Origin of the sequence: Mesorhizobium sp., from assembly GCF_004962245.1 — a bacterium.
Classification (GTDB): domain Bacteria; phylum Pseudomonadota; class Alphaproteobacteria; order Rhizobiales; family Rhizobiaceae; genus Mesorhizobium.
This window is the reverse complement of record NZ_SUHQ01000021.1, coordinates 62031-80544: the sequence shown is the minus strand read 5'-3', so window position 1 is coordinate 80544 and position 18514 is coordinate 62031. Positions and strand designations below refer to the sequence as shown.

Annotated in this window: 20 protein-coding genes; 12 read left to right on the top strand and 8 right to left on the bottom strand. The window is 62.4% G+C overall.

Features of this window, described 5'->3' with window-relative positions; genetic code table 11:
• Positions 1–35: 35 nt before the first annotated feature.
• Positions 36–710 (bottom strand): ceramidase domain-containing protein, encoded by a 675-nt coding sequence (locus E5X88_RS21870; protein ID WP_292164980.1) that lies wholly within the window; start codon positions 708–710, stop codon positions 36–38.
• 177 nt (positions 711–887) lie between these two features.
• Here E5X88_RS21870 and E5X88_RS21865 point away from each other — a divergent pair, with 177 nt between their 5' ends.
• Both E5X88_RS21865 and E5X88_RS21860 read left to right on the top strand, forming a co-directional pair.
• Complete coding sequence (locus E5X88_RS21865) at positions 888–1721, top strand: thioredoxin family protein (RefSeq protein WP_292164978.1); 834 nt, start codon at positions 888–890, stop codon at positions 1719–1721.
• A 398-nt stretch (positions 1722–2119) separates the two neighbouring features.
• Positions 2120–2506, top strand: coding sequence for a DUF2794 domain-containing protein (locus E5X88_RS21860; protein WP_292164976.1), 387 nt, complete (start codon positions 2120–2122; stop codon positions 2504–2506).
• Positions 2507–2619: 113 nt separating this feature from the next.
• On the opposite strand, the gene E5X88_RS21855 is transcribed toward E5X88_RS21860, so the two are convergent.
• From E5X88_RS21855 to E5X88_RS21840, 4 genes are all read right to left on the bottom strand, one after another.
• Positions 2620–3183, bottom strand: coding sequence for a GNAT family N-acetyltransferase (locus tag E5X88_RS21855; RefSeq protein ID WP_292164973.1), 564 nt, complete (start codon positions 3181–3183; stop codon positions 2620–2622).
• Positions 3184–3298: 115 nt separating this feature from the next.
• Positions 3299–4078 carry a Bax inhibitor-1/YccA family protein gene (locus tag E5X88_RS21850; RefSeq protein WP_292164970.1) on the bottom strand — a complete coding sequence of 260 codons (780 nt, stop codon included), beginning with the start codon at positions 4076–4078 and terminating at the stop codon, positions 3299–3301.
• Between the two features lie 340 nt (positions 4079–4418).
• The gene (locus E5X88_RS21845; RefSeq protein WP_292164968.1) at positions 4419–6968 is read right to left on the bottom strand and encodes an ABC transporter permease; all 2550 of its coding nucleotides are present in this window, start codon (positions 6966–6968) and stop codon (positions 4419–4421) included.
• The gene (locus E5X88_RS21840; protein ID WP_292164966.1) at positions 6968–7678 is read right to left on the bottom strand and encodes an ABC transporter ATP-binding protein; all 711 of its coding nucleotides are present in this window, start codon (positions 7676–7678) and stop codon (positions 6968–6970) included. Before E5X88_RS21840 ends, E5X88_RS21845 begins: the two co-directional genes overlap by 1 nt.
• 86 nt (positions 7679–7764) lie before the next feature.
• Here E5X88_RS21840 and E5X88_RS21835 point away from each other — a divergent pair, with 86 nt between their 5' ends.
• Both E5X88_RS21835 and thpR read left to right on the top strand, forming a co-directional pair.
• Positions 7765–8406: an arylesterase gene (locus E5X88_RS21835; RefSeq protein WP_292164964.1), complete on the top strand. Its 642-nt coding sequence runs from the start codon at positions 7765–7767 to the stop codon at positions 8404–8406.
• A gap of 196 nt (positions 8407–8602) precedes the next feature.
• Complete coding sequence (gene thpR / locus E5X88_RS21830) at positions 8603–9199, top strand: RNA 2',3'-cyclic phosphodiesterase (RefSeq protein WP_292164963.1); 597 nt, start codon at positions 8603–8605, stop codon at positions 9197–9199.
• On the opposite strand, the gene E5X88_RS21825 is transcribed toward thpR, so the two are convergent.
• Positions 9103–9621, bottom strand: coding sequence for a low molecular weight protein-tyrosine-phosphatase (locus tag E5X88_RS21825; RefSeq protein WP_292164962.1), 519 nt, complete (start codon positions 9619–9621; stop codon positions 9103–9105). The two genes, thpR and E5X88_RS21825, sit on opposite strands and share 97 nt — an antisense overlap.
• A gap of 52 nt (positions 9622–9673) precedes the next feature.
• On the opposite strand from E5X88_RS21825, the gene E5X88_RS21820 reads away from it, so the two are divergent.
• The 5 genes from E5X88_RS21820 (at position 9674) to E5X88_RS21800 (ending at position 13163) form a co-directional block, all read left to right on the top strand.
• Positions 9674–9967 carry a 4a-hydroxytetrahydrobiopterin dehydratase gene (locus E5X88_RS21820; RefSeq protein ID WP_292164960.1) on the top strand — a complete coding sequence of 98 codons (294 nt, stop codon included), beginning with the start codon at positions 9674–9676 and terminating at the stop codon, positions 9965–9967.
• A gap of 212 nt (positions 9968–10179) precedes the next feature.
• Positions 10180–10542: a YkvA family protein gene (locus E5X88_RS21815; RefSeq protein WP_292164959.1), complete on the top strand. Its 363-nt coding sequence runs from the start codon at positions 10180–10182 to the stop codon at positions 10540–10542.
• Between the two features lie 239 nt (positions 10543–10781).
• On the top strand, positions 10782–11285 hold the full coding sequence (locus tag E5X88_RS21810; protein ID WP_145719734.1) for an invasion associated locus B family protein: 504 nt from the start codon (positions 10782–10784) through the stop codon (positions 11283–11285).
• Positions 11286–11481: 196 nt separating this feature from the next.
• Positions 11482–12717 (top strand): 23S rRNA (adenine(2503)-C(2))-methyltransferase RlmN, encoded by a 1236-nt coding sequence (rlmN, locus tag E5X88_RS21805; protein WP_292164954.1) that lies wholly within the window; start codon positions 11482–11484, stop codon positions 12715–12717.
• Positions 12714–13163 (top strand): hypothetical protein, encoded by a 450-nt coding sequence (locus E5X88_RS21800; protein WP_292164952.1) that lies wholly within the window; start codon positions 12714–12716, stop codon positions 13161–13163. Before rlmN ends, E5X88_RS21800 begins: the two co-directional genes overlap by 4 nt.
• A gap of 87 nt (positions 13164–13250) precedes the next feature.
• Here E5X88_RS21800 and E5X88_RS21795 read toward each other — a convergent pair whose 3' ends face one another.
• Entirely contained in the window at positions 13251–13895 is a 645-nt protein-coding gene (locus E5X88_RS21795) for a LysE family translocator (protein ID WP_292164951.1), read from the bottom strand.
• A gap of 191 nt (positions 13896–14086) precedes the next feature.
• On the opposite strand from E5X88_RS21795, the gene E5X88_RS21790 reads away from it, so the two are divergent.
• Both E5X88_RS21790 and E5X88_RS21785 read left to right on the top strand, forming a co-directional pair.
• The gene (locus tag E5X88_RS21790) at positions 14087–15310 is read left to right on the top strand and encodes an argininosuccinate synthase (RefSeq protein WP_292164950.1); all 1224 of its coding nucleotides are present in this window, start codon (positions 14087–14089) and stop codon (positions 15308–15310) included.
• Positions 15311–15501: 191 nt separating this feature from the next.
• Complete coding sequence (locus E5X88_RS21785; RefSeq protein ID WP_292164948.1) at positions 15502–16086, top strand: hypothetical protein; 585 nt, start codon at positions 15502–15504, stop codon at positions 16084–16086.
• Between the two features lie 116 nt (positions 16087–16202).
• On the opposite strand, the gene E5X88_RS21780 is transcribed toward E5X88_RS21785, so the two are convergent.
• Positions 16203–16997, bottom strand: coding sequence for a lytic transglycosylase domain-containing protein (locus tag E5X88_RS21780; RefSeq protein WP_292164947.1), 795 nt, complete (start codon positions 16995–16997; stop codon positions 16203–16205).
• A gap of 264 nt (positions 16998–17261) precedes the next feature.
• Between E5X88_RS21780 and E5X88_RS21775 the strand changes: the two genes are divergently transcribed.
• Complete coding sequence (locus E5X88_RS21775) at positions 17262–18509, top strand: NAD(P)/FAD-dependent oxidoreductase (RefSeq protein WP_292164946.1); 1248 nt, start codon at positions 17262–17264, stop codon at positions 18507–18509.
• The last annotated feature ends 5 nt before the right edge of the window (positions 18510–18514 follow it).

Genomic DNA, 18514 nt, shown 5'->3' with positions numbered 1-18514 from the left:
AGGGAATAGGGCATAGGCAGTAGGGGATAGGACTCCTACTGCCTACTGCCTACTGCCTTCCCAAACCGCGCCGTCGCCGCCAGCAGCACGCCGAGCATCAGCCCGTTGAGGATGTGCCACAGGAAATGCGTGCCGAGCGGAAAGCTGCCGCAGACCAGCGGATCGATTATCCGGCAGATGACCGATACGACGAAGATTGCCGCGCCCGCCAGGTTGTACCAGCCGGCACGGTTGCCACTCGCCACCACGACGGCGCCGAAGAAGGCGAGCGCCAGGAAGGGCGGCAGATAGCCGGTCGTGCCGTTCGACGCCTGGCGCAGCCAGTCCGGCACGGCCCATGTCAACAGCCCGGCAACGGCATAGAAGGCGACAAAGACGACTATCGCCGCGCCCCATTTCATGCCCAGGAAGCGGCGCAGGTTGAACAGCGTGTAGGCTAGCGTGAACCCGGCGATCGGTAGGACGTCGGCCCAGACCGTGCCCCACGTTGCAAAAGTGTGGAACAGCGTCGAGCCGATGCCGATCGCCACCACCCACCAGGCCAGCACTTCGGCGAAGATGCCGGTGCCGCGCCGGCGCACCTCCCGGACACCCCACAGGCCCGCGGCAAGAAAAGCCAGATTGGTCAGTGCGTTGACCGGTTCGGCCCAAAGCTCCGGCCCGAGCCGCTCGCAATAAAGGTCGACTGGCGTCAGGAGGGTTTGCCACATGCTGATTGTTGCCCGAATCGGCTTCTACCGTGAAGTGTGGCCCTTCCTATTGCGCCCTTGCAGTTGGTTGCAATGGCAAAGTTTCACCGCAACGTGACTTCCCGTTGAGTGCCGCTTCTGCCAAATATTTCGCCAATCAGAATAAGGCCGGCGTCACCGGCGGGAGTCGAAACGGCTATGACACCTCGAAGACCATTGCGGCTTGCGGCACTTGCGCTGGCCCTCTCGGTGTTTGCCGGCGCCGGACTTGCCGGCAATGCGCTTGCCGGCGAAGCCGACCAGGCCGACAAATCCCAGACTGACAGATCCTTGACCGACAAACCTTTGGGCGTGGTCGAGCTCTTCACCAGCCAAGGCTGCAATTCCTGCCTGCCGGCCGATAAATTCTTCGCCGAGCTTGCCGCCAAGGAGAACATCGTCGCGCTGGCCTATCATGTCGACTACTGGGATTACCTCGGTTGGAAGGACACGCTGAGCCGCAAGGAGAACACCGAGCGGCAATATGAGTATATGCGCGCCTTCGGCAGCCGCTCGGTCTATACGCCGCAGGCCGTCATCAATGGCCGCAGCCATGTCAGCGGCGCCAGCCGCAAGGAAGTCGACGGCGCGCTCGCCCGCATGCAGAGATCAGGCGAGGGCATGCGGGTCAGCATCAAGGTCAGCCAGACCAGCGATCGCGTCATGATCGACGCCGGCGATGCCGGAAGCGGGCCTAGCGATGCCCATCTCGTCATCGTCTATTTCGATCCGCCGCAGACGATCAAGATCGCCAAGGGCGAAAACTCCGGCCGCAGCATGACCTACTGGAACGCCGTCACCGGCATTCAGACGGCCGGCATGTGGCACGGCAAGGCGCAACGCTACGAATTGCCGATGAGCGAGATTTCCAAGAAGTCCAAGAAGGGCGGCTGCGCCGTGTTGCTGCAATCGGTTGGCGAAGACGGCCTGCCGGGGCCGATTCTGGGCGCCGCCTTCATCACCAGCGGTAACCGGCCGCGCATTCCGCTTTAGCCGTCCACTTTCCATCCAGACATAAAAAACCGACGTCAGCTTGCTTCTGACGCCGGTTATTTAGGTTTTTGGGATCGTCGCACCCGATTTTTCCAAGGAAAAACCGAGGTTGGTTCGATCCGACGCAGACCCGTGGGCGGGGGGCTTGGGGTTTACGAGCCAGTGCCGGACCGAACCGTCTCAGGCAACACCCGTAAATTCGTCGGACATTGGGGCATTAGCGCGGATAAAAGAAGGCAGGATTGTGGCGAAGCATCACCAATTCCAACGAACGTTTTATAAACGTGACTGGACACTGCGGAAACGGTACGGCGCCGCCTGTGCCCGGCTGGGCTTGCAATTCCACGGCGAAAGCGTCAATTTTGGTCGGCGTAAGATTCATTCGAAGGGATCGAGGCATGACTGATCACGGCAGTGGGACGGAGGATGGAGACGCATCCGCAATACTGATCCCGCTGTATGAGGCAAGACGCGAACACCTCGACCAGCCGGTGCGGTTCGACCGGCGCGAACTGGACCAGATCCTGAGGCTTTACGGGCGCATGGTCGCCGCCAATGAATGGCGCGACTACGCCATCGACCATCTCACCGACCGCGCCGTCTTTTCCGTGTTTCGCCGCACCAGCGAGGTGCCGCTGTTCCAGATCGTCAAGGATCCGAAACTGGCGCGCCGGCAAGGCGCATTCACCGTCATTGCCGCCGGCGGCCGCATCCTCAAGCGCGGCCAGGAACTTGGCCGCGTGCTTGGCGTCTTCGACCGCAGATTAAAGCTGGTCGAAGCCTAACTCATTAGACCGCCGCGCGTCCATTTGGACGCGCAAAGGACGCTCCAACGCTTTGAATCTGCGCATGATCCTTTCCGGAAACCGAATTCGGTTTCCGGGGTCATGCGCTAAATTTATTGACGGAATTTCCGTTCCGGCAAAGAGCGGGGATCCGGCGGAGCCAGGGCCCCGTCATTGATCGACAATTGCATGAACACCGTGTCCAGCCAGCGTCCATGCTTGTAGCCGGAGCCTTCCAGGCGACCCGAATGACGAAAGCCGAGCTTCTCGTGCAGCCGCACCGAGGCACTGTCCGGCCGGCCGTCGCCGATCACCGCGATGATCTGGCGGAAACCCGCCGCCTCTGCCGCCTCGATCAGCCCTCGCATCAGCTTGAGCCCGACGCCTTGGCCCTTGGCCTCGGGCGCGACATAGACGGAATCTTCGACGACAAAGCGGTACGCTGGGCGCGGCCGGAAGGCGCCGGCATAGGCATAGCCGAGCACGATGCCGTCTTTTTCCGCCACCAGATAGGGAAAGCCGCCCGCTATCAAACTGTCGAAGCGCTGGCCCATCTCGGCACGGCTCGGCGGCTCCAGTTCGTAGCTCGCCGTGCCATGGGTCACCGCATCGGCATAGATCTCCGTGATCCGGTCGAGATCGGCCGAAGTCGCGGCCCGTATCGTGATGCTGCTCATAATTTATGCAAGTCGTCCATCTGCCTTCCATCACAGCAAAGGCCGGTACAAAAGGAAAGGGCGGCCGTTGGGCCGCCCTTCAAAAATCGCTGGTCCAGAGACTCAAGAGATTGCCTTAACGGCGATCGCCCATGAACTGCAGCAGGAACATGAACAGGTTGATGAAGTCGAGATAGAGCCTCAATGCGCCCATGATCGCCTTGCGGCCGGCGACATCCGTCTCGTCACCCTCGAAATACATCTCCTTGATGTTCTGCGTGTCGTAGGCGGTGAGACCTGCAAAGATCAGCACGCCGATCGCCGAAACGGCGAAGGAAAGCGCCGACGACTGCAGGAAGATGTTGATCACCATCGCGATGATCAGACCGATCAGGCCCATGACCAGGAACGAACCGAACGCGGAAAGGTCGCGCTTGGTCGTGTAGCCGTAGAGCGACAGGCCGCCAAAGGCGGCGGCCGTGGCGAAGAAGGTCTGCGAGATGCTGGCGGTGGTGTAGACCAGGAAGATCGACGACAGCGACAGGCCGACGAGGCCGGCATAGACCCAGAACGTCGTCTGCGCGGCCGAAACGCTCATCGACTGGACACGGAACGACAGGAACATCACCGCTGCCAGCGGCGCAAAGATCACCAGCCATTTCAGCGGCGAGCCGAAGATCGCGTAGCCGAAGGAGGTTAGCATATCGCCGTTCGGCAACGTAGCGACCGCCGAAGCCGGATCGGTGGTGGTGGCCAGCATGACCGTGCCGACCGCCGCAAGGCCGGTGATGAGGAGGCCAAGCCCCATCAGATTGTAGACCTTGATCATGTAGGCGCGCAGGCCCTGGTCGATGGCAGCATCGACGCGGGCGCCGGGTACGGCGCGCGTCTGATAATTGCGAAGGGGTTCAGCCATGGAAATCCTCATATTGCTTCTGCCCCGTCCGGTGTCAGGTCCATTTTGAACCCAGGCGCCGCTGGCGGGGCTCCAGCATGCCTGCGGCGAAATATGATGGTTCTTGGCGTCAAGAACAAGAGCGTAACCGGACGTAATGCTTCGTGAAGTACCGGAAATCCGGTTTTATTGGCCCTTCAGGCCGCAACATTAACCAGATTTAATCAAAACCCGGTCGCATGACCGCGAGAATCGACCGATTTTCGACAGGCATCGTCCGCGAAATCAAAGTGCTAGCGTTCTTTGCACGTCCAGGAAAACTTGGCGCTGCGGCCGCGTTGGACCCGCAGATCTTTGCGGATCAGAGATTGCGCAGCACCGGCGCCGCCTTGTGGCCCAGCACCCGCCATGTGCCGGCGAGGCCAATGCCGACCGTCACCACCAGCGCGAAGACGATGGTTGCCACCGCCACATCAGGCATGAAATGCGATGGCAGCGTCATGACGCGCGCGACAACGAACCATGCCGCGACCCCGCCGGCCGCCAGCGCGAAGATCGCCGTGGCGAGGCCGATCAGCAAATATTCCAGCGAAAAGGCCGCGATCAGCGTCTTCCTGGTGGCGCCCAGCGTCTTCAGCACCACCGCGTCGTGGATGCGAGCCCGGTTGCCGGCGGCGAGCGCGCCAGCCAGCACCAGTACCGAGGCGATCAGCGCCACGCCGGCCGCAGCCCTGATCGCGGTGCCGAGTTGCGCCACCAGTCGGTTGACGATGTCGAGGGCGTCCTTGACCCTGACCGTCGTCACTGCGGGAAAGGCACGGGTGACGGCGTTGAGAACACGGGCATCGTCCGCCCCTGACGCGCCCTTTTCGGTCAGCGTCGCCAGCCAGCTATGCGGCGCGCCGGCAAATGTGCTGGGCGAGAACACCATGACGAAGTTGATGCCCATCGTCTCCCACTCGACCTGGCGGAAATTGGCGATCTTCGCCGTCACGTTGCGGCCAAGCACGTTGACGGTGATGGTGTCGCCGAGCTTCAGCCCGATCTCTGCGCCTTCCTCGGCCGAAAACGACACCAGCGGCTCGCCGGCATAATCCTCCGGCCACCATGTACCTTCGGTCAGCGTCGCATTCTGCGGCAGCCTGGCCTCGTAGGTCAGCCCGCGATCGCCGCGCAGCACCCAGGCCCCTTCCGCCGGAACCTTGACCTTGTCGACGTCGACGCCGTTCAGCGCCATCACCCGGCCGCGCAGCATCGGCACCTTGACCAGCGTGCCCTGCGGCGCTTGCCTGCCGACCAGCGCGGAGAACGCATCGACATCGCTGCTCTGGATGTCGACGAAGAAGAAGTTCGGCGCCCGCTCCGGCAGGCTGCCGGAAATCTGCCGCCTGAGATTGCCGTCAATCAGCGCCAGCGTCACCAGAAGCGTCAGCCCCAGTCCCAGCGACAGCACCACCGACGGCGTCAAGGCGCCCGGCCGATGGATGTTGCCGATAGCGAGCCTGAGCACCGTCGAGCGAACGCGCGGGCTTTTCTTGGCGGCCCATTGAACCAGAGCGCCGACGATGCGCAGCACCAGGAAGGCAAGAATGGTGGCGCCGACGAAGATCGAGGCGATACGGCGGTCGCCGGAAAACAGGATGGCCAGCGCCGCCAGGAGCAGCGCGATGCCGAGCGCCGCCATCAGGTAGAGCGGACGCGGAAAACCGCGGCTCTCAAAACCCATTTCGCGAAACAGTGCCGTCGCCGGCACGTCGCGCGCACGGCCAAGCGGCAGCAAGGCGAAAGCCAGCGTCACCAGCAGCCCGAACAGCGCCGCCATGCCCAGCGCGCCGGGATAGAACCCGCCTTCCGCCGGCACCGGAATGACCGAGTGGAGTGCCGCGCTGGCGGCGAACGGCATCAGCGCGCCAAGCACAAGCCCGAGCGCGATGCCGAGGGCGGCGATCATCAGGATCTGCACAAGATAGACGGCAAAGACGAAACCGCCCGAAGCGCCCAGGCTCTTGAAGGTGGCGATGACGCCGCGCTTGCCGTCGAGATAGGCGCGCACCGCATTGGCCACGCCGACGCCACCGACCACCAGCGCCGTCAGCCCGACCAGCGTCAGGAACTGCGAGAACCGCTCGATGTTGGAGGACAGCGCCGGCGCCGCATTGCTGCGCGTGCGGATCGACCAGCCAGCCTCGGGAAAATCCTCCGCGGCCTGATCCTGGATCGCCTTGATGCGCGCTTCGCTGGCGCCGCTGGGCAGGCGGATCTTGTAGGCATTTTCGACCAGGCTGCCGGGCTGGATCAAGCCGGAAGCGACAAGCCCTTCCGTCGAGATCATCAGCCGCGGCGCAAAGCCGAAACCGTCGGACACCGCGTCCGGCTCGTTGACGAGCCTGGCCCGCAGTTCGAACGTGGCGCCGCCGAGCTTCAGCCGGTCGCCAATCCCAAGGTTCAGCCGCTCGAACAAGAGGTCGGGTGCGACAGCGCCGAAAACACCAGATTTTTCGTCGAACAATTCCTGCTTCGACAGCGCCGGCTCGGTCTCCAGCGCGCCATAGAGCGGATAGGCTCCATCGACCGCTTTGGCCTCGACCAGCGCCTGGTCGGAGCCGTCCTCGAGCCGCGCCATCGAGCGCATGTTGGCGCTGTGCGAAACCGCACCCAACCCGTCGAGAAAGACATGCTCCGCTTCCGTCGCGGCGCGCTGATTGAGCTGGAAACGAAGATCGCCGCCGAGCAGCGACTGGCCTTCGTTGGCGACGCCGGCGGTAATCGCCCGGGCCACCGAATTGACGCCGCCGATCGCCGCAACGCCAAGCGCGATGCAGGCAAGGAAGATCAGGAACCCGGACAGCCCGCCGCGCATCTCGCGCAGCGAGAAGCGGAAGGCGAGCTTCAGCGTGCGCGACAGCGGCATCAGGCCGGCACCTTACCGGCCTTCTGAGCCGGCGTTGGCGCGTCCTCGATCCGGCCCGACCGCATCGACACCTGCCGGGAGCAGCGTGCGGCGAGCGCCGGATCGTGGGTGACGAGCACCAGCGTCATGCCGCGCTCGGCCGCCTTGGCGAACAAAAGGTCGGCGACCTGCCGCCCCGTCGCCTGATCGAGATTGCCGGTCGGCTCGTCGGCGATCAGGATGCGCGGCGAAGGCGCCAGCGCCCGGGCGATCGCCACACGCTGCTGTTCGCCGCCGGACAATTCGCCGGGATAATGGGTGACGCGGTCGCTCAGGCCCACCGCCTGCAGCTCTCGCGCCGCCACGCCAAACGGATCGGCATGGCCGGCAAGTTCCAGCGGCACTGCGACATTTTCAAGCGCCGTCATGTTGGGGATGAGATGGAAGGACTGGAAGACGATGCCGATGTTTCGCCCCCGAAACGATGCGACCTGGTCTTCGCTCTTGCCACCCAGCAATTCGCCGGCAATTCGTACCGTACCCGAATCGACCCTTTCCAGGCCGGCAAGAACCATCAGCAGCGTCGACTTTCCCGAGCCCGACGGCCCAACGATACCGGCTGCCTCGCCGCTCGCGACATCGAGGCTGACGCCTTTCAGCACATGGACGGAGGACGCTCCTTCGCCGAGCGTCAGCGATACGTCTTTCAGCGCGATGACGGCTTCTGTCAAAATGAAATCGTCCTATATGGGATGAGGGGAGGCCGGAATTCGGCCTGCCGCCAACAAAATGTCCTTGGTCATATGGGGCCTGCCGCATGGCTTTCAAACACACTCTTGCCGCAGCCTTCATCCTTTTTCTCGGAATCTGCGGCGCCATTTCGTCGGCGCGCGCCGAGCCCTTCAAGATCGTTGGCTTCGGCGACAGCCTGATGGCGGGCTTTGGCCTCGGACCGGACGAAGGCTTCACCCAAAAACTTGAGGCAGCACTTCGCGCCAAGGGCCACGATGTGACGGTCGCCAATGCAGGCGTTTCCGGCGATACGTCGAGTGGCGGCCTGTCGCGGCTCGATTGGTCGGTGCCAGACGGCACGCAGCTCGTCATCCTCGAGCTCGGCGCCAACGACATGCTGCGTGGCGTTTCTCCCGACATCACGCGAAAGAACCTGGACGCCATGCTGGCGAAGTTGAAGCAGCGCAAGATCGCCGTGCTGCTGGCCGGCATGCGCGCCGCACCCAATCTCGGCGCCGACTACCAGAACGGCTTTGACGCGATCTTCCCGAAACTGGCGGAAAAATACGGCGTCCCGCTCTATCCGTTCTTTCTCGACGGCGTCGCCGGTGAGCCCGCCTTTCAGCTCGACGGTCTGCACCCAAATGCGCGGGGCGTTGACCTTATGGTCGAGCGCATCCTGCCGGCCGTCGAAAAGGCCATCACAGCAGTGCAAGACAATTCCTGAGGAGGAGAGTTCGGTGGCGGCATGCGTTCCGTTCGTGCTTTCCAACCGAAGATCAGCGCTGGCAAATCGGTTTCTTTCGGGCCGATGGGTTGGGAGAAGATTTTAGGTGGGGCTGCGACCAACAAACCACTTGCCCCGCTCGATTATCGATGATTCGCTAGGGACAAGAGTTCGATTCGAGGACAGGAGGCTTACCATGCCGCGTCTTTTTACCGCCCTCGAAATACCACGTGACGCCGCCCTTTCGCTGTCCCTGCTCCGGGGCGGCCTGCCCGGAGCCCGCTGGATCGACGTCGAGAACTACCATCTGACGCTACGCTTCATCGGCGATGTCGAGGGCCATGTCGCCGACGAGATCGCCAACGCACTCGACCGCGTCCATCGCCCGTCCTTCTCGTTGAAGTTGTCCGGCGTTGGCGCCTTCGGTCAGAAAAAACCGCATGCGGTGTGGGCCGGCGTTTCCGCCTCGCCTGATCTTTCGGCGCTGCAAAGCGAGATCGAGCGCATCTGCCAGCGCCTTGGTATCCCTGCCGACCCGCGCAAGTTCATGCCGCATGTGACACTGGCCAGGCTGCGCAATTCGAGCCCGCTCGACGTCGCCCAATACCTGTCGGCACGCGGCAATTTTTCGACGCTGCCCTTCCGTGTCGGTCGCTTCGTCCTGATGTCGTCGCGCGATTCGGTGGGTGGCGGACCCTACATCGTCGAGGAGGCCTGGCCGCTGTCGGGTGCCGACAGCCGCACCTCGATCCGGGTCGCCAACGCCTCCGACGCTTCGCGGATCATGCGGTAGACCGAGGCGAACGCGTCCGGCCCGTCGTGATAGGGGTCCGGCACGTCGCTCACCCTTCCCTCGGCGAACTCCAGGAACAGATGGACACGGTCGCGCATGGCGGCGGGCGCCAGCGCTTTCAGATCCCGAAGATTCGATCGGTCCATGCCGAGAATAAGGTCGAAACGGGAAAAATCGTCTGGCGTCAGCTTGCGCGCCCTCTGTGTGGAAATGTCGATGCCGTGCCGCTCTGCGATCGACATGGAGCGCGGGTCTGGTGCCGAGCCGGCTTCCCAGTCGCTGGTTCCGGCCGAATCGAGCAGGATATCCCGATCGAGGCCGCGCTCCGCCAGGACAGCGCGCAACACGCCCTCCGCCAATGGCGAGCGGCAAATATTGCCGAGACAGACGAAAAGAATGGATTTTATCGGCTTTGCACTCATCGATCGGGCACTATGCTGAGAACTGCGAATCCAGATAGCACGGGAAGAGAGCATGGCGAGAGAGAAACTGAGCAAGGAGGCGGTCGCTGAAGCGTTGGCCGGCCTCGACGACTGGTCGCTGGCCGGGGATGGCGGCTCGATCACGCGCACCTTCATCTTCAAGAACTTCTCCGAAGCCTTTGCCTTCATGACCCGCGTCGCCTTGGCGGCGGAGAAGATGGACCATCACCCCGACTGGTCGAATGTCTACAAGACGGTGAACGTGACGCTCAACACCCACGATGCCGGCGGCCTGACCGCGCTCGATTTCGAACTGGCCAAGGAGATGGACCGCTATTTCGATTAGAGCGCTGTGCGTCCTTCTGGACGCGCAAGAGACGCTCTGACGCTTTGGACCTATGCATCGTGCTTTTCCGAACCGAAGGTCAGCGGAGCGAAAATCGGAACCGATTTTCGGGCCGGCTCAATTGAACTCTTGTAGAGGGGCAGCGCTTTCACCACATTTTCCGCTGGCAGGCGCGTGTTGAACGATACGCACAGCCTCGTTAGGAGACACTGATGGCGCAAAAATCCGGTTTTGATTTCTTCGGCTTTGGCGACAAGCTCGGCGACGAGAGCGACGTGCGCGAGAAATTCTGGCGCACGGCCAAGAAGGCTGCCCGGCAGATCCCGTTCATGGAAGAGCTGGTCGCCGCCTACTACTGCGCCATGGACAAGAACACGCCGCTGCGCGCCAAGGGCATCTTGGTGGCGGCACTCGGCTACTTCGTGCTGCCGACGGACGTCGTCCCCGACTTCGTCTTCGGACTGGGCTTTACCGACGACATCGCCGTGCTGACCGCCGCGATCACCGCCGTCAAAGCCCACATCACCCCCGCGCACCGGCTCGCCGCCAAGCAGGCGATTGCCGACAACAGTTGAGCCGGCGATAAGGCAGAAAAGTCAAACTCTTGCCGTTTTCGTGGCCTCCAAGTCGCCAAAGGGACATTGCGACTGCCGCTTTTCGAGCGACGGGCGCAAGGATGGCGGTGGTTTCCTGGGGTGGATGTCCTTTTCCTGAAGGAACTTCACCGTTTGGTAACCCAGATTAAATCAAAATGAAGCGACGGGCAGGACGCCGAGCCGGCCTGCCCCGCACCATTTGGAATACGGGAAAAGCGATGCGCGGATTGATTGCTACAATTTCGAGCCTGGTCCTGGTGGCCATGACAGCGCCGGCACTGGCGCAGTCGGCAACCAAGATCGGCCAGCATAATGCCTGGGGCACCTACAGCTACCAGGCGTCGGGCGGCAAGGTTTGCTATGTGCTGACCGTGCCGACCGACAAGCAGCCGCCAACGCTTGACCACGGCGACATGTTCTTCTTCGTCAGCCAGCGGCCGGGACAGCAGGTATCTTACGAGCCGCAATTCATCGCCGGCTACAATTTCCAGGAAGGTTCCAAGGCCACCGTCACCATCGACGGCAAGAGCTTTTCGATGTTCACGCGCGGCAAGTCGGCCTGGGTCGAGAACGCCGCCGAAGAGCCGGTGCTGATCGCCGCGATGAAATCCGGCAGCGACATGAAGGTGCAGGCGAAATCCGGCCGCGGCAACACCACCACCTATGTCTTTTCGCTGAAGGGCATTTCAGCGGCGCTGTCGTCCATCGCCAAGTGCAATTAGCCAAAGCTGGGTTTGAATGAGAGGCCGGGCCCGCAAGCCCGGCTCTTTGCTTTTTCAAAACGCCGCCGGCCGGCACATTGCGGCGAGCCTTGCACCGCCACCACCCATGACTTCGCCATCAACCTGTGCTATGCGCCGCGCTTCGTTTCGGGCACGATGCTGTAATCGGCCGCAAACCACTTATATTGGCCCAACAATGACCCTGTCGTTCGATCTCACCGCCGAAGGCGCCCGTGACGTGTTGCGCGCCCACGCCACGCCGCCTGAAAAACCGTCGCTGATCGGCCTGACGCGGCCCGAACTTGGCGCCGCCCTCGTTGCATCAGGCATCGTGCCGGAGCGCCAGGCCAGGATGCGCGCCCAGCAGCTCTGGCACTGGATGTATGTACGCGGCGTCTCCGACTTTGCCGGCATGCTCAACATCTCCAAGGATTTGCGCGCCGAGCTCGACAGGCATTTCACCGTCGCCAGGCCAGAGATCGTCGAGGAGCAGATTTCCTCCGACGGCACGCGCAAATGGCTGTTCCGCTTTCCGCCGCGCGGCGCCGGCCGGCCGGTCGAGATCGAGACCGTCTACATTCCCGAAGAAGGCCGCGGCACGCTCTGCATCTCGTCGCAGGTCGGCTGCACGCTGACCTGCTCCTTCTGCCACACCGGCACGCAGAAGCTGGTTCGCAACCTGACATCGGAGGAAATCCTCGGCCAGTTGCTCACCGCGCGCGACCGGCTCGGCGATTTCCCTGATCGCAACACGCCCGACGGCGCCATCGTGCCAGCCGAGGGCCGGAAAGTGTCCAACATCGTCATGATGGGCATGGGCGAGCCGCTCTACAATTTCGAGGCAGTGAAGAAGGCGCTGCTGATCGCGTCCGACGGCGACGGGCTTTCCCTATCCAAAAGACGCATCACGCTGTCGACCTCCGGCGTCGTGCCGGAAATCTTCCGCACCGGCGAGGAGATCGGCGTCATGCTGGCGATCTCGCTGCACGCCACCAATGACGATCTGCGCGACCTGCTGGTGCCGATCAACAAGAAGTATCCATTGAAGGAGCTGATCGCCGCCTGCCGCGCCTATCCCGGCCTGTCGAACGCCAAGCGCATCACCTTCGAATACGTGATGCTGAAGGACGTCAACGATTCGATCGAGGATGCCAAGGGGCTGATCAAGCTGCTGAAGGGCATTCCGGCCAAGATCAATCTGATCCCGTTCAACCCGTGGCCGGGCACCAACTACCAGTGCTCGGACTGGGAGACGATCGAGAAATTCGCCGACTACATCAACAATGCCGGCTATGCCTCGCCGATCCGCACGCCGCGCGGCCGTGATATCCTGGCCGCCTGCGGCCAGCTCAAGTCGGAGTCGGAGCGCATGCGCAAGGTCGACCGGCTGGCACTGGAAGCAATGATGATCGCGGGGCACGGCGAGGCGTGAACCGCCTCGTTGCCTATCTCATCCGCTTCGCCGTCATCCTGATCGGCTATGGCGTCGCCTCGTTGGCGGCCAGCGCCTTCCTCAACATCATGTTTCTGGCGTCGCTGGGCTACACGCCGGAGCACGCGCACCCTACGGCGACCGCTTCCCTGTATTTTTCGGTTCCATTCGTTGCGCTGTTCGTCGCCTATTTCGCCTTCATGCCGGCAGCCATCGTCATCCTCGTCTCCGAAATCCTCGGCCGGCGCGACTGGCTGTTCTATGCGCTGGCGGGCGCGGTGGTCGCGGTGGTTTTCCTCGGCTTCGCCTACCAGACGGCCGATGGCAATTTCGAGGTCACCGATCCGCGCGCCGTTGCTGCCGTGGTCGGCTGCGGCATGGTCGGCGGCATTTTCTACTGGCTGAGCGCCGGACGCTGGGCCGGAACCTGGCGTCAGATCGGCTAAAGCATCGGCCCGAAAATCGGAATCGATTTTTGCTCCGCTGACCTTCGGTTCGGAAAGCACGATGCGAAGATTCAGAATTCTAGAGCCCTACTTCGCCTGGGCCGTCAGGATCTTGAGCGCGAAGGCTGAGAACACCCCCGCGAACAAATAGTCGACGACGCGTGTGACGCGCGGGCTGGTCTTCATCGCCGCTGAGAATTTTTCCGCCGCCAGCACCATCGGCGCCGTTACCGGGATCGACAGCACGACGAACATCGCGCCGAGGAAGAACAGCTTTCCGGGCGCGTTCGGGTCGTGCGCCGAGACGAACTGCGGCAGGAAGGTCATGAAGAACAGGATGATCTTCGGGTTGAGCAGGTTGACGCCGAGCCCCGCCGCCCAACTGCGAAACAGCGAGATCTTCCGCGGCCCGGTCTTCTTCTCCGGTGAAAAGGCCGATCCCTTGGTGATCGCTTGCCACGCCAGGAAGACGAGATAGCCGGCGCCGAAAATCTTCAGGACAAAAAAGGCCGCAGGCGAGGCGACGATCAGTGCCGAGATGCCGACCACCACCAGCGTGGTGTGGATCAGCGTGCCGCACAGCGCGCCCGCCATCGAGGCAAAGCCGGTGGCGCGGCCATGGCTCAGCGTGCGCGACACGAACAGCGTCATGTCGGGCCCCGGCGTGATCGCCAGGATCACGGTGGCGATGGCAAACTGGATCAGCGTAGTGGCGTCGGGAATGAAGGACATGGGCGGCCCCAAGGAGGCGTAAGACAGCGCAGCCTATAGCGCAAGCACGGTGCCTGTGCCAGCGATTGGCTTCCGCAATAGCTGATCCAGCGTGCCTGTCGCACCCTTCGTCTCTTGCGCAGTCCGGAAACGCCGTGATACCTCGCCCAGCGAGAACCCCCTGTCGCGGAACCGCCAAGATGTCCCCCAGCATGTCGAAACCAAAAGACGTCAAGAAAGTCGTGCTCGCTTATTCCGGCGGCCTCGACACCTCTATCATCCTGAAATGGCTGCAGACCGAGCTCGGCGCCGAGGTCGTAACCTTCACCGCCGATCTCGGCCAGGGCGGCGAGCTGGAGCCGGCGCGGCGTAAGGCCGAGATGATGGGCATCAAGGACATCCGCATCATGGATGTTCGCGAGGAGTTCGTTTCCGACTTCGTCTTCCCGATGTTCCGCGCCAACGCCGTCTATGAAGGCACCTATCTGCTCGGCACCTCGATCGCCCGTCCGCTGATCTCGAAGCACCTAGTCGAGATCGCCGAAGAAACCGGCGCCGACGCGATTGCGCATGGCGCCACCGGCAAAGGCAACGACCAGGTCCGTTTCGAGCTCTCCGCCTATGCGCTGAACCCCGACATCAAGGTTATCGCGCCATGGCGCGATTGGTCCTTCAAGTCGCGCACCGACCTGATCAACTTCGCCGAGCAGCACCAGATTCCGGTGCCGAAGGACAAGAAGGGCGACGCGCCGTTTTCCGTCGACGCCAACCTGTTGCACTCGTCTTCCGAGGGCAAAGTGCTGGAAGACCCGTGGAGCGAGCCGCCGGAATTCGTCCACCAGCGCACCATTTCGCCAATGGACGCGCCCGACAAGGTCACCGAGATCGAAATCGAGTTCCTGAAGGGCGATCCGATCGCGCTCGACGGCAAGAAGCTGTCACCGGCGACGATGCTGGCCGCGCTCAACGATCTCGGCCGCGACAACGGCATCGGCCGGCTCGACCTGGTCGAGAACCGTTTCGTCGGCATGAAATCGCGGGGTGTCTACGAAACTCCCGGCGGCACCATCCTGATATCAGCCCACCGGGCGATCGAATCGATCACGCTCGACCGCGGTGCGGCCCACCTCAAGGACGAGTTCATGCCGCGCTACGCCGAGCTGATCTACAACGGCTTCTGGTTCGCGCCCGAGCGCCTGATGCTGCAGGCGATGATCGACAAGAGCCAGGAAGATGTCGAAGGCACGGTGCGGCTGAAGCTCTACAAGGGCAACGTCATCGTCACCGGCCGCAAGTCGAAGAAGACGCTCTACTCCGATGCGCTGGTCACCTTCGAGGACGACCGCGGCGCCTACGATCAGAAGGACGCCGAAGGCTTCATCCGCCTCAACGCGCTGAGGCTGCGGACGCTGGCGGCGCGGAACCGTAAAAGCTGACATCTGAACAGCGCCCTGGGGCCACTCTACCGATCCCGTGAAAGCTGAAACGATTCGAGAAACCCGGCGGAGACGCCGGGTTTTATTTGTTAGTTATAATATAATTGAAATTAAACCACCTCAAAAGAGTTTTGTTTGACCTTTCGGCGACTTCATCTAAGTTCTCGCTTGCTGCATGGGGGCTTTTCACAATGAAAAATGGTGTTTTTATTCTGCTTGCAACGGTCACCGCCTTGACGGTGTGCCAGTTGTCAGAGGCAAGCGCGAAACGCAACCCGGGCGCGAACTTGGGCGGATGTGTCACCGCTGTCCACGCATGGGGCATCACGCTCAAGCACGATATCGCCTCTTTCATGGGCGTCTCGCAGGAGCGCATGCCGGCCCTGTTCTGCCAGCGCCTTGCCGAAGGGGTGCGCACCGGACGCATCAGCTACTCCGACATAAACAGCCTGCAGCTAGACCAACCGACCGAAATCTGGATGGTCATCAAGGGCAAGTCAAAGGCGGCTACGCAAGCCCCGGCGCCGCGGACGTCCGAATTCCGTACCTGCAACCGTAATAACGGCACCTTCCAGATTCCCGCTTCCCGGAAATGCCCGTTGAGCGGCCACGCTCAGCTCGACCAACCGACCGAAATCAAGATGATCAAGGGCAAGTCAAAGGCGGCTACCCCGGCGCCGCGAAACTCCAAGTTCCGTACCTGCAACGGTATTGAAGGCACCTTCCAGATTCCCAGCTCCCGGAAATGCCCGTTGAGCGGCTACGCGCATTATTGAGAGTGGTGATGAGATCGGACCTGATCTTTCCGAGTGATTGGGTTTTGACCCTGCTCCATCAACAAAAAAGCCCGGCTCATGGCCGGGCTTTCCGTTAATTAATCTGGATACCTCTATCAATCGGCATCGATCGCCGTGGCCATGCGGGCGATGGCCTGTTGATAGACGCTCGCGGAATTCCAGCCAGCAATTGCGCCCAAATTCGCCTGCGCGCTCCCGCCGGCCCGCCAACCATGACCCTTGAGGAAGTTGGCGGTGGAAGCCAGCGCAGTGGCCTTATCGCGCAGATTTCCGTTGCCGACGCCATACTTCAAAACATTTCCGGGCAGGAACTGCGTGTGGCCAATCTCGCCATGCATGGCGCCGACCGACGAGGCGCTCAACGCTCCGCGGTCAACCAGCTTCAGGGCAGCAATGGCATGCGGGTAAAAGAACTCCGGGCGGCGGCAGTCATAGGCAAGCGTTAAAATGGCAGAAACCGTATTCTGCTTGCCCAGGTAGGAACCGAAGCCGGTCTCCATCCCCCAGATGGCGAGCAACACACCCGGCGACACGCCGTAGGTTCCCTCGATCTTGTCGAACAGCGCCGCGTTCGACTTCTTCAGCGAACGGCCCTTGGAAATGATCGTGGACGCGCCACGGCGCTTCATGAAAGCTTCCACCGAGCCGCTGAACGCCTTATGGATGGCGCGGTCGGCGGAGATCGTCTTTGTTGCGTAGGTCGCCCTAGCCAGCGCGGCAAGACCCTTCGAGCGTACACCGTCAGCCCTAGCCTCCGCGGCGAACTCAGCCTTCCACGCTTCGAAACCCGCGCTGGTGTTGCCGCACTGGGCGGCCTGTGCGCCTGTCGCCGCCGCAAGCATCATCAATGCCGCCGCCGCGAAAATCTTTCCCTTGGCAAGAAATGCCATGTTGCTCTCCTGGTTGCCTCAATCACGTCCCAAATACGAATTTGCCAGCGAAACGCCCGCTTGTCACCGTTAGAGCGACGAGCGTCCAGGTGGACGCACGTCGCTCTAACGCTTTAGAACCTGCGCATCGTGCTTTCCGAAAATCGGAATCGATTTTCGAGCCGATGCGCTAAGAAGTCGTTTACGCGTTCCCGCAGCAGCGCTGGCGAATGCCGGAGAACTTGCTTACGATCAAGTAATTATTGTGGCGGGGCCAGAATATTCATGGAAGACGTTGATGTCGTGGTCATTGGCGCCGGTTCGGCGGGACTTTCCGCCGCCAAGACCCTGCGCGCAGCCGGCCTTTCCTTCAAGCTGTTCGAAGCGATGAACCGCATCGGCGGCCGCGCCTGGACCAGCGACCAGCATTTCGGTGTGCCTTTCGACATCGGCTGCGCCTGGCTGCACGCGGCCGACCGCAATCCCTACTTTCCCGAGGCGCAAGCCGCCCGCTGGACGCTGCACCATCACGACATGAATGTCGACCATCTCTATTATCGCAACCGAAAGGCGAGCGAGGACGAAGAGGCCGCGATGAAGGTGGCCGATATCAGGCTGTTCGAAATGCTGGCCGCGCATGAGGTGAAGGATGGCGACGACGATCGCCTTTCGGCGTTGCTCGCCAGGGGCCATGCACCGCGCGCCGCCGCCACCTTCGCCGGGCCGATGGATTTCGGCGCCGACGAGGACGAGATATCGATCCGCGATTTTCAGGCCGCCGCCGATCTCGACCCGAACTATTTCACCAAGGAGGGATTTGGCGCCTTGGTCGCCCGTTTCGGCGCCGACGTGCCGGTCGAGTTGTCGACGCCGGTGCGGAAAATCCTCTGGGACGTGCCAGGCGTCGCCTGCGTCACCGATCGCGGCACCATTCGCGCCAAGGCAGCCATCGTCACCGCCTCGCCGGCGGTGCTCGCCTTCGAGGAGATCGAATTCTCGCCGGCGCTGCCCGACACGCATTTCGCTGCCTTCTTCGACCTGCCGATGGGCATGCTGACCAAACTGCCGGTCGAAATCAGGGGCACAAGGCTCGGACTTGAGCCGTTCGACGATCTGCTGATCGAGCGGCTGGCCAGGCACGACATCTACTTCCTTTGCTTTCCCTTCGACCTCGACCTGATGGTCGGTTTCGTCGGCGGCGATTTCGCCTGGGAGATGTCGGCGGCAGGCGAGGCGGCAGGCATCGACTTCGTCGTCGACCGCCTGTGCGCCATCTTCGGCGGCGATATTCGAAAACATGTCGGACGCGCCATGATGACCCATTGGGGCGGCGAGCGGTTCGTGCGCGGTGCCTATGCGGCGGCCCGCCCCGGCCGTTCGGGCGCGCGCGCCGCGCTGATGCAGCCGGTGGCGGAAAAGATTTTCTTCGCCGGGGAGCATCTGGCGGGTCCGCTGATGCAGACATGCGGCGGTGCCAGGCTGTCGGGCGAGGCGGTGGCGAGAACGGTCGCCGCTCAGCTTGCGGCAAAATAGCATCG

What these genes read in the sequence shown, in the direction of transcription:
- E5X88_RS21870 (WP_292164980.1), bottom strand. Translation starts at nt 710, where the DNA reads ATGTGGCAAACCCTCCTGACGCCAGTCGACCTTTATTGCGAGCGGCTC.
- E5X88_RS21865 (WP_292164978.1), top strand. Translation starts at nt 888, where the DNA reads ATGACACCTCGAAGACCATTGCGGCTTGCGGCACTTGCGCTGGCCCTC.
- E5X88_RS21860 (WP_292164976.1), top strand. Translation starts at nt 2,120, where the DNA reads ATGACTGATCACGGCAGTGGGACGGAGGATGGAGACGCATCCGCAATA.
- E5X88_RS21855 (WP_292164973.1), bottom strand. Translation starts at nt 3,183, where the DNA reads ATGAGCAGCATCACGATACGGGCCGCGACTTCGGCCGATCTCGACCGG.
- E5X88_RS21850 (WP_292164970.1), bottom strand. Translation starts at nt 4,078, where the DNA reads ATGGCTGAACCCCTTCGCAATTATCAGACGCGCGCCGTACCCGGCGCC.
- E5X88_RS21845 (WP_292164968.1), bottom strand. Translation starts at nt 6,968, where the DNA reads ATGCCGCTGTCGCGCACGCTGAAGCTCGCCTTCCGCTTCTCGCTGCGC.
- E5X88_RS21835 (WP_292164964.1), top strand. Translation starts at nt 7,765, where the DNA reads ATGGCTTTCAAACACACTCTTGCCGCAGCCTTCATCCTTTTTCTCGGA.
- thpR (WP_292164963.1), top strand. Translation starts at nt 8,603, where the DNA reads ATGCCGCGTCTTTTTACCGCCCTCGAAATACCACGTGACGCCGCCCTT.
- E5X88_RS21825 (WP_292164962.1), bottom strand. Translation starts at nt 9,621, where the DNA reads ATGAGTGCAAAGCCGATAAAATCCATTCTTTTCGTCTGTCTCGGCAAT.
- E5X88_RS21820 (WP_292164960.1), top strand. Translation starts at nt 9,674, where the DNA reads ATGGCGAGAGAGAAACTGAGCAAGGAGGCGGTCGCTGAAGCGTTGGCC.
- E5X88_RS21815 (WP_292164959.1), top strand. Translation starts at nt 10,180, where the DNA reads ATGGCGCAAAAATCCGGTTTTGATTTCTTCGGCTTTGGCGACAAGCTC.
- E5X88_RS21810 (WP_145719734.1), top strand. Translation starts at nt 10,782, where the DNA reads ATGCGCGGATTGATTGCTACAATTTCGAGCCTGGTCCTGGTGGCCATG.
- rlmN (WP_292164954.1), top strand. Translation starts at nt 11,482, where the DNA reads ATGACCCTGTCGTTCGATCTCACCGCCGAAGGCGCCCGTGACGTGTTG.
- E5X88_RS21795 (WP_292164951.1), bottom strand. Translation starts at nt 13,895, where the DNA reads ATGTCCTTCATTCCCGACGCCACTACGCTGATCCAGTTTGCCATCGCC.
- E5X88_RS21790 (WP_292164950.1), top strand. Translation starts at nt 14,087, where the DNA reads ATGTCGAAACCAAAAGACGTCAAGAAAGTCGTGCTCGCTTATTCCGGC.
- E5X88_RS21785 (WP_292164948.1), top strand. Translation starts at nt 15,502, where the DNA reads ATGAAAAATGGTGTTTTTATTCTGCTTGCAACGGTCACCGCCTTGACG.
- E5X88_RS21780 (WP_292164947.1), bottom strand. Translation starts at nt 16,997, where the DNA reads ATGGCATTTCTTGCCAAGGGAAAGATTTTCGCGGCGGCGGCATTGATG.
- E5X88_RS21775 (WP_292164946.1), top strand. Translation starts at nt 17,262, where the DNA reads ATGGAAGACGTTGATGTCGTGGTCATTGGCGCCGGTTCGGCGGGACTT.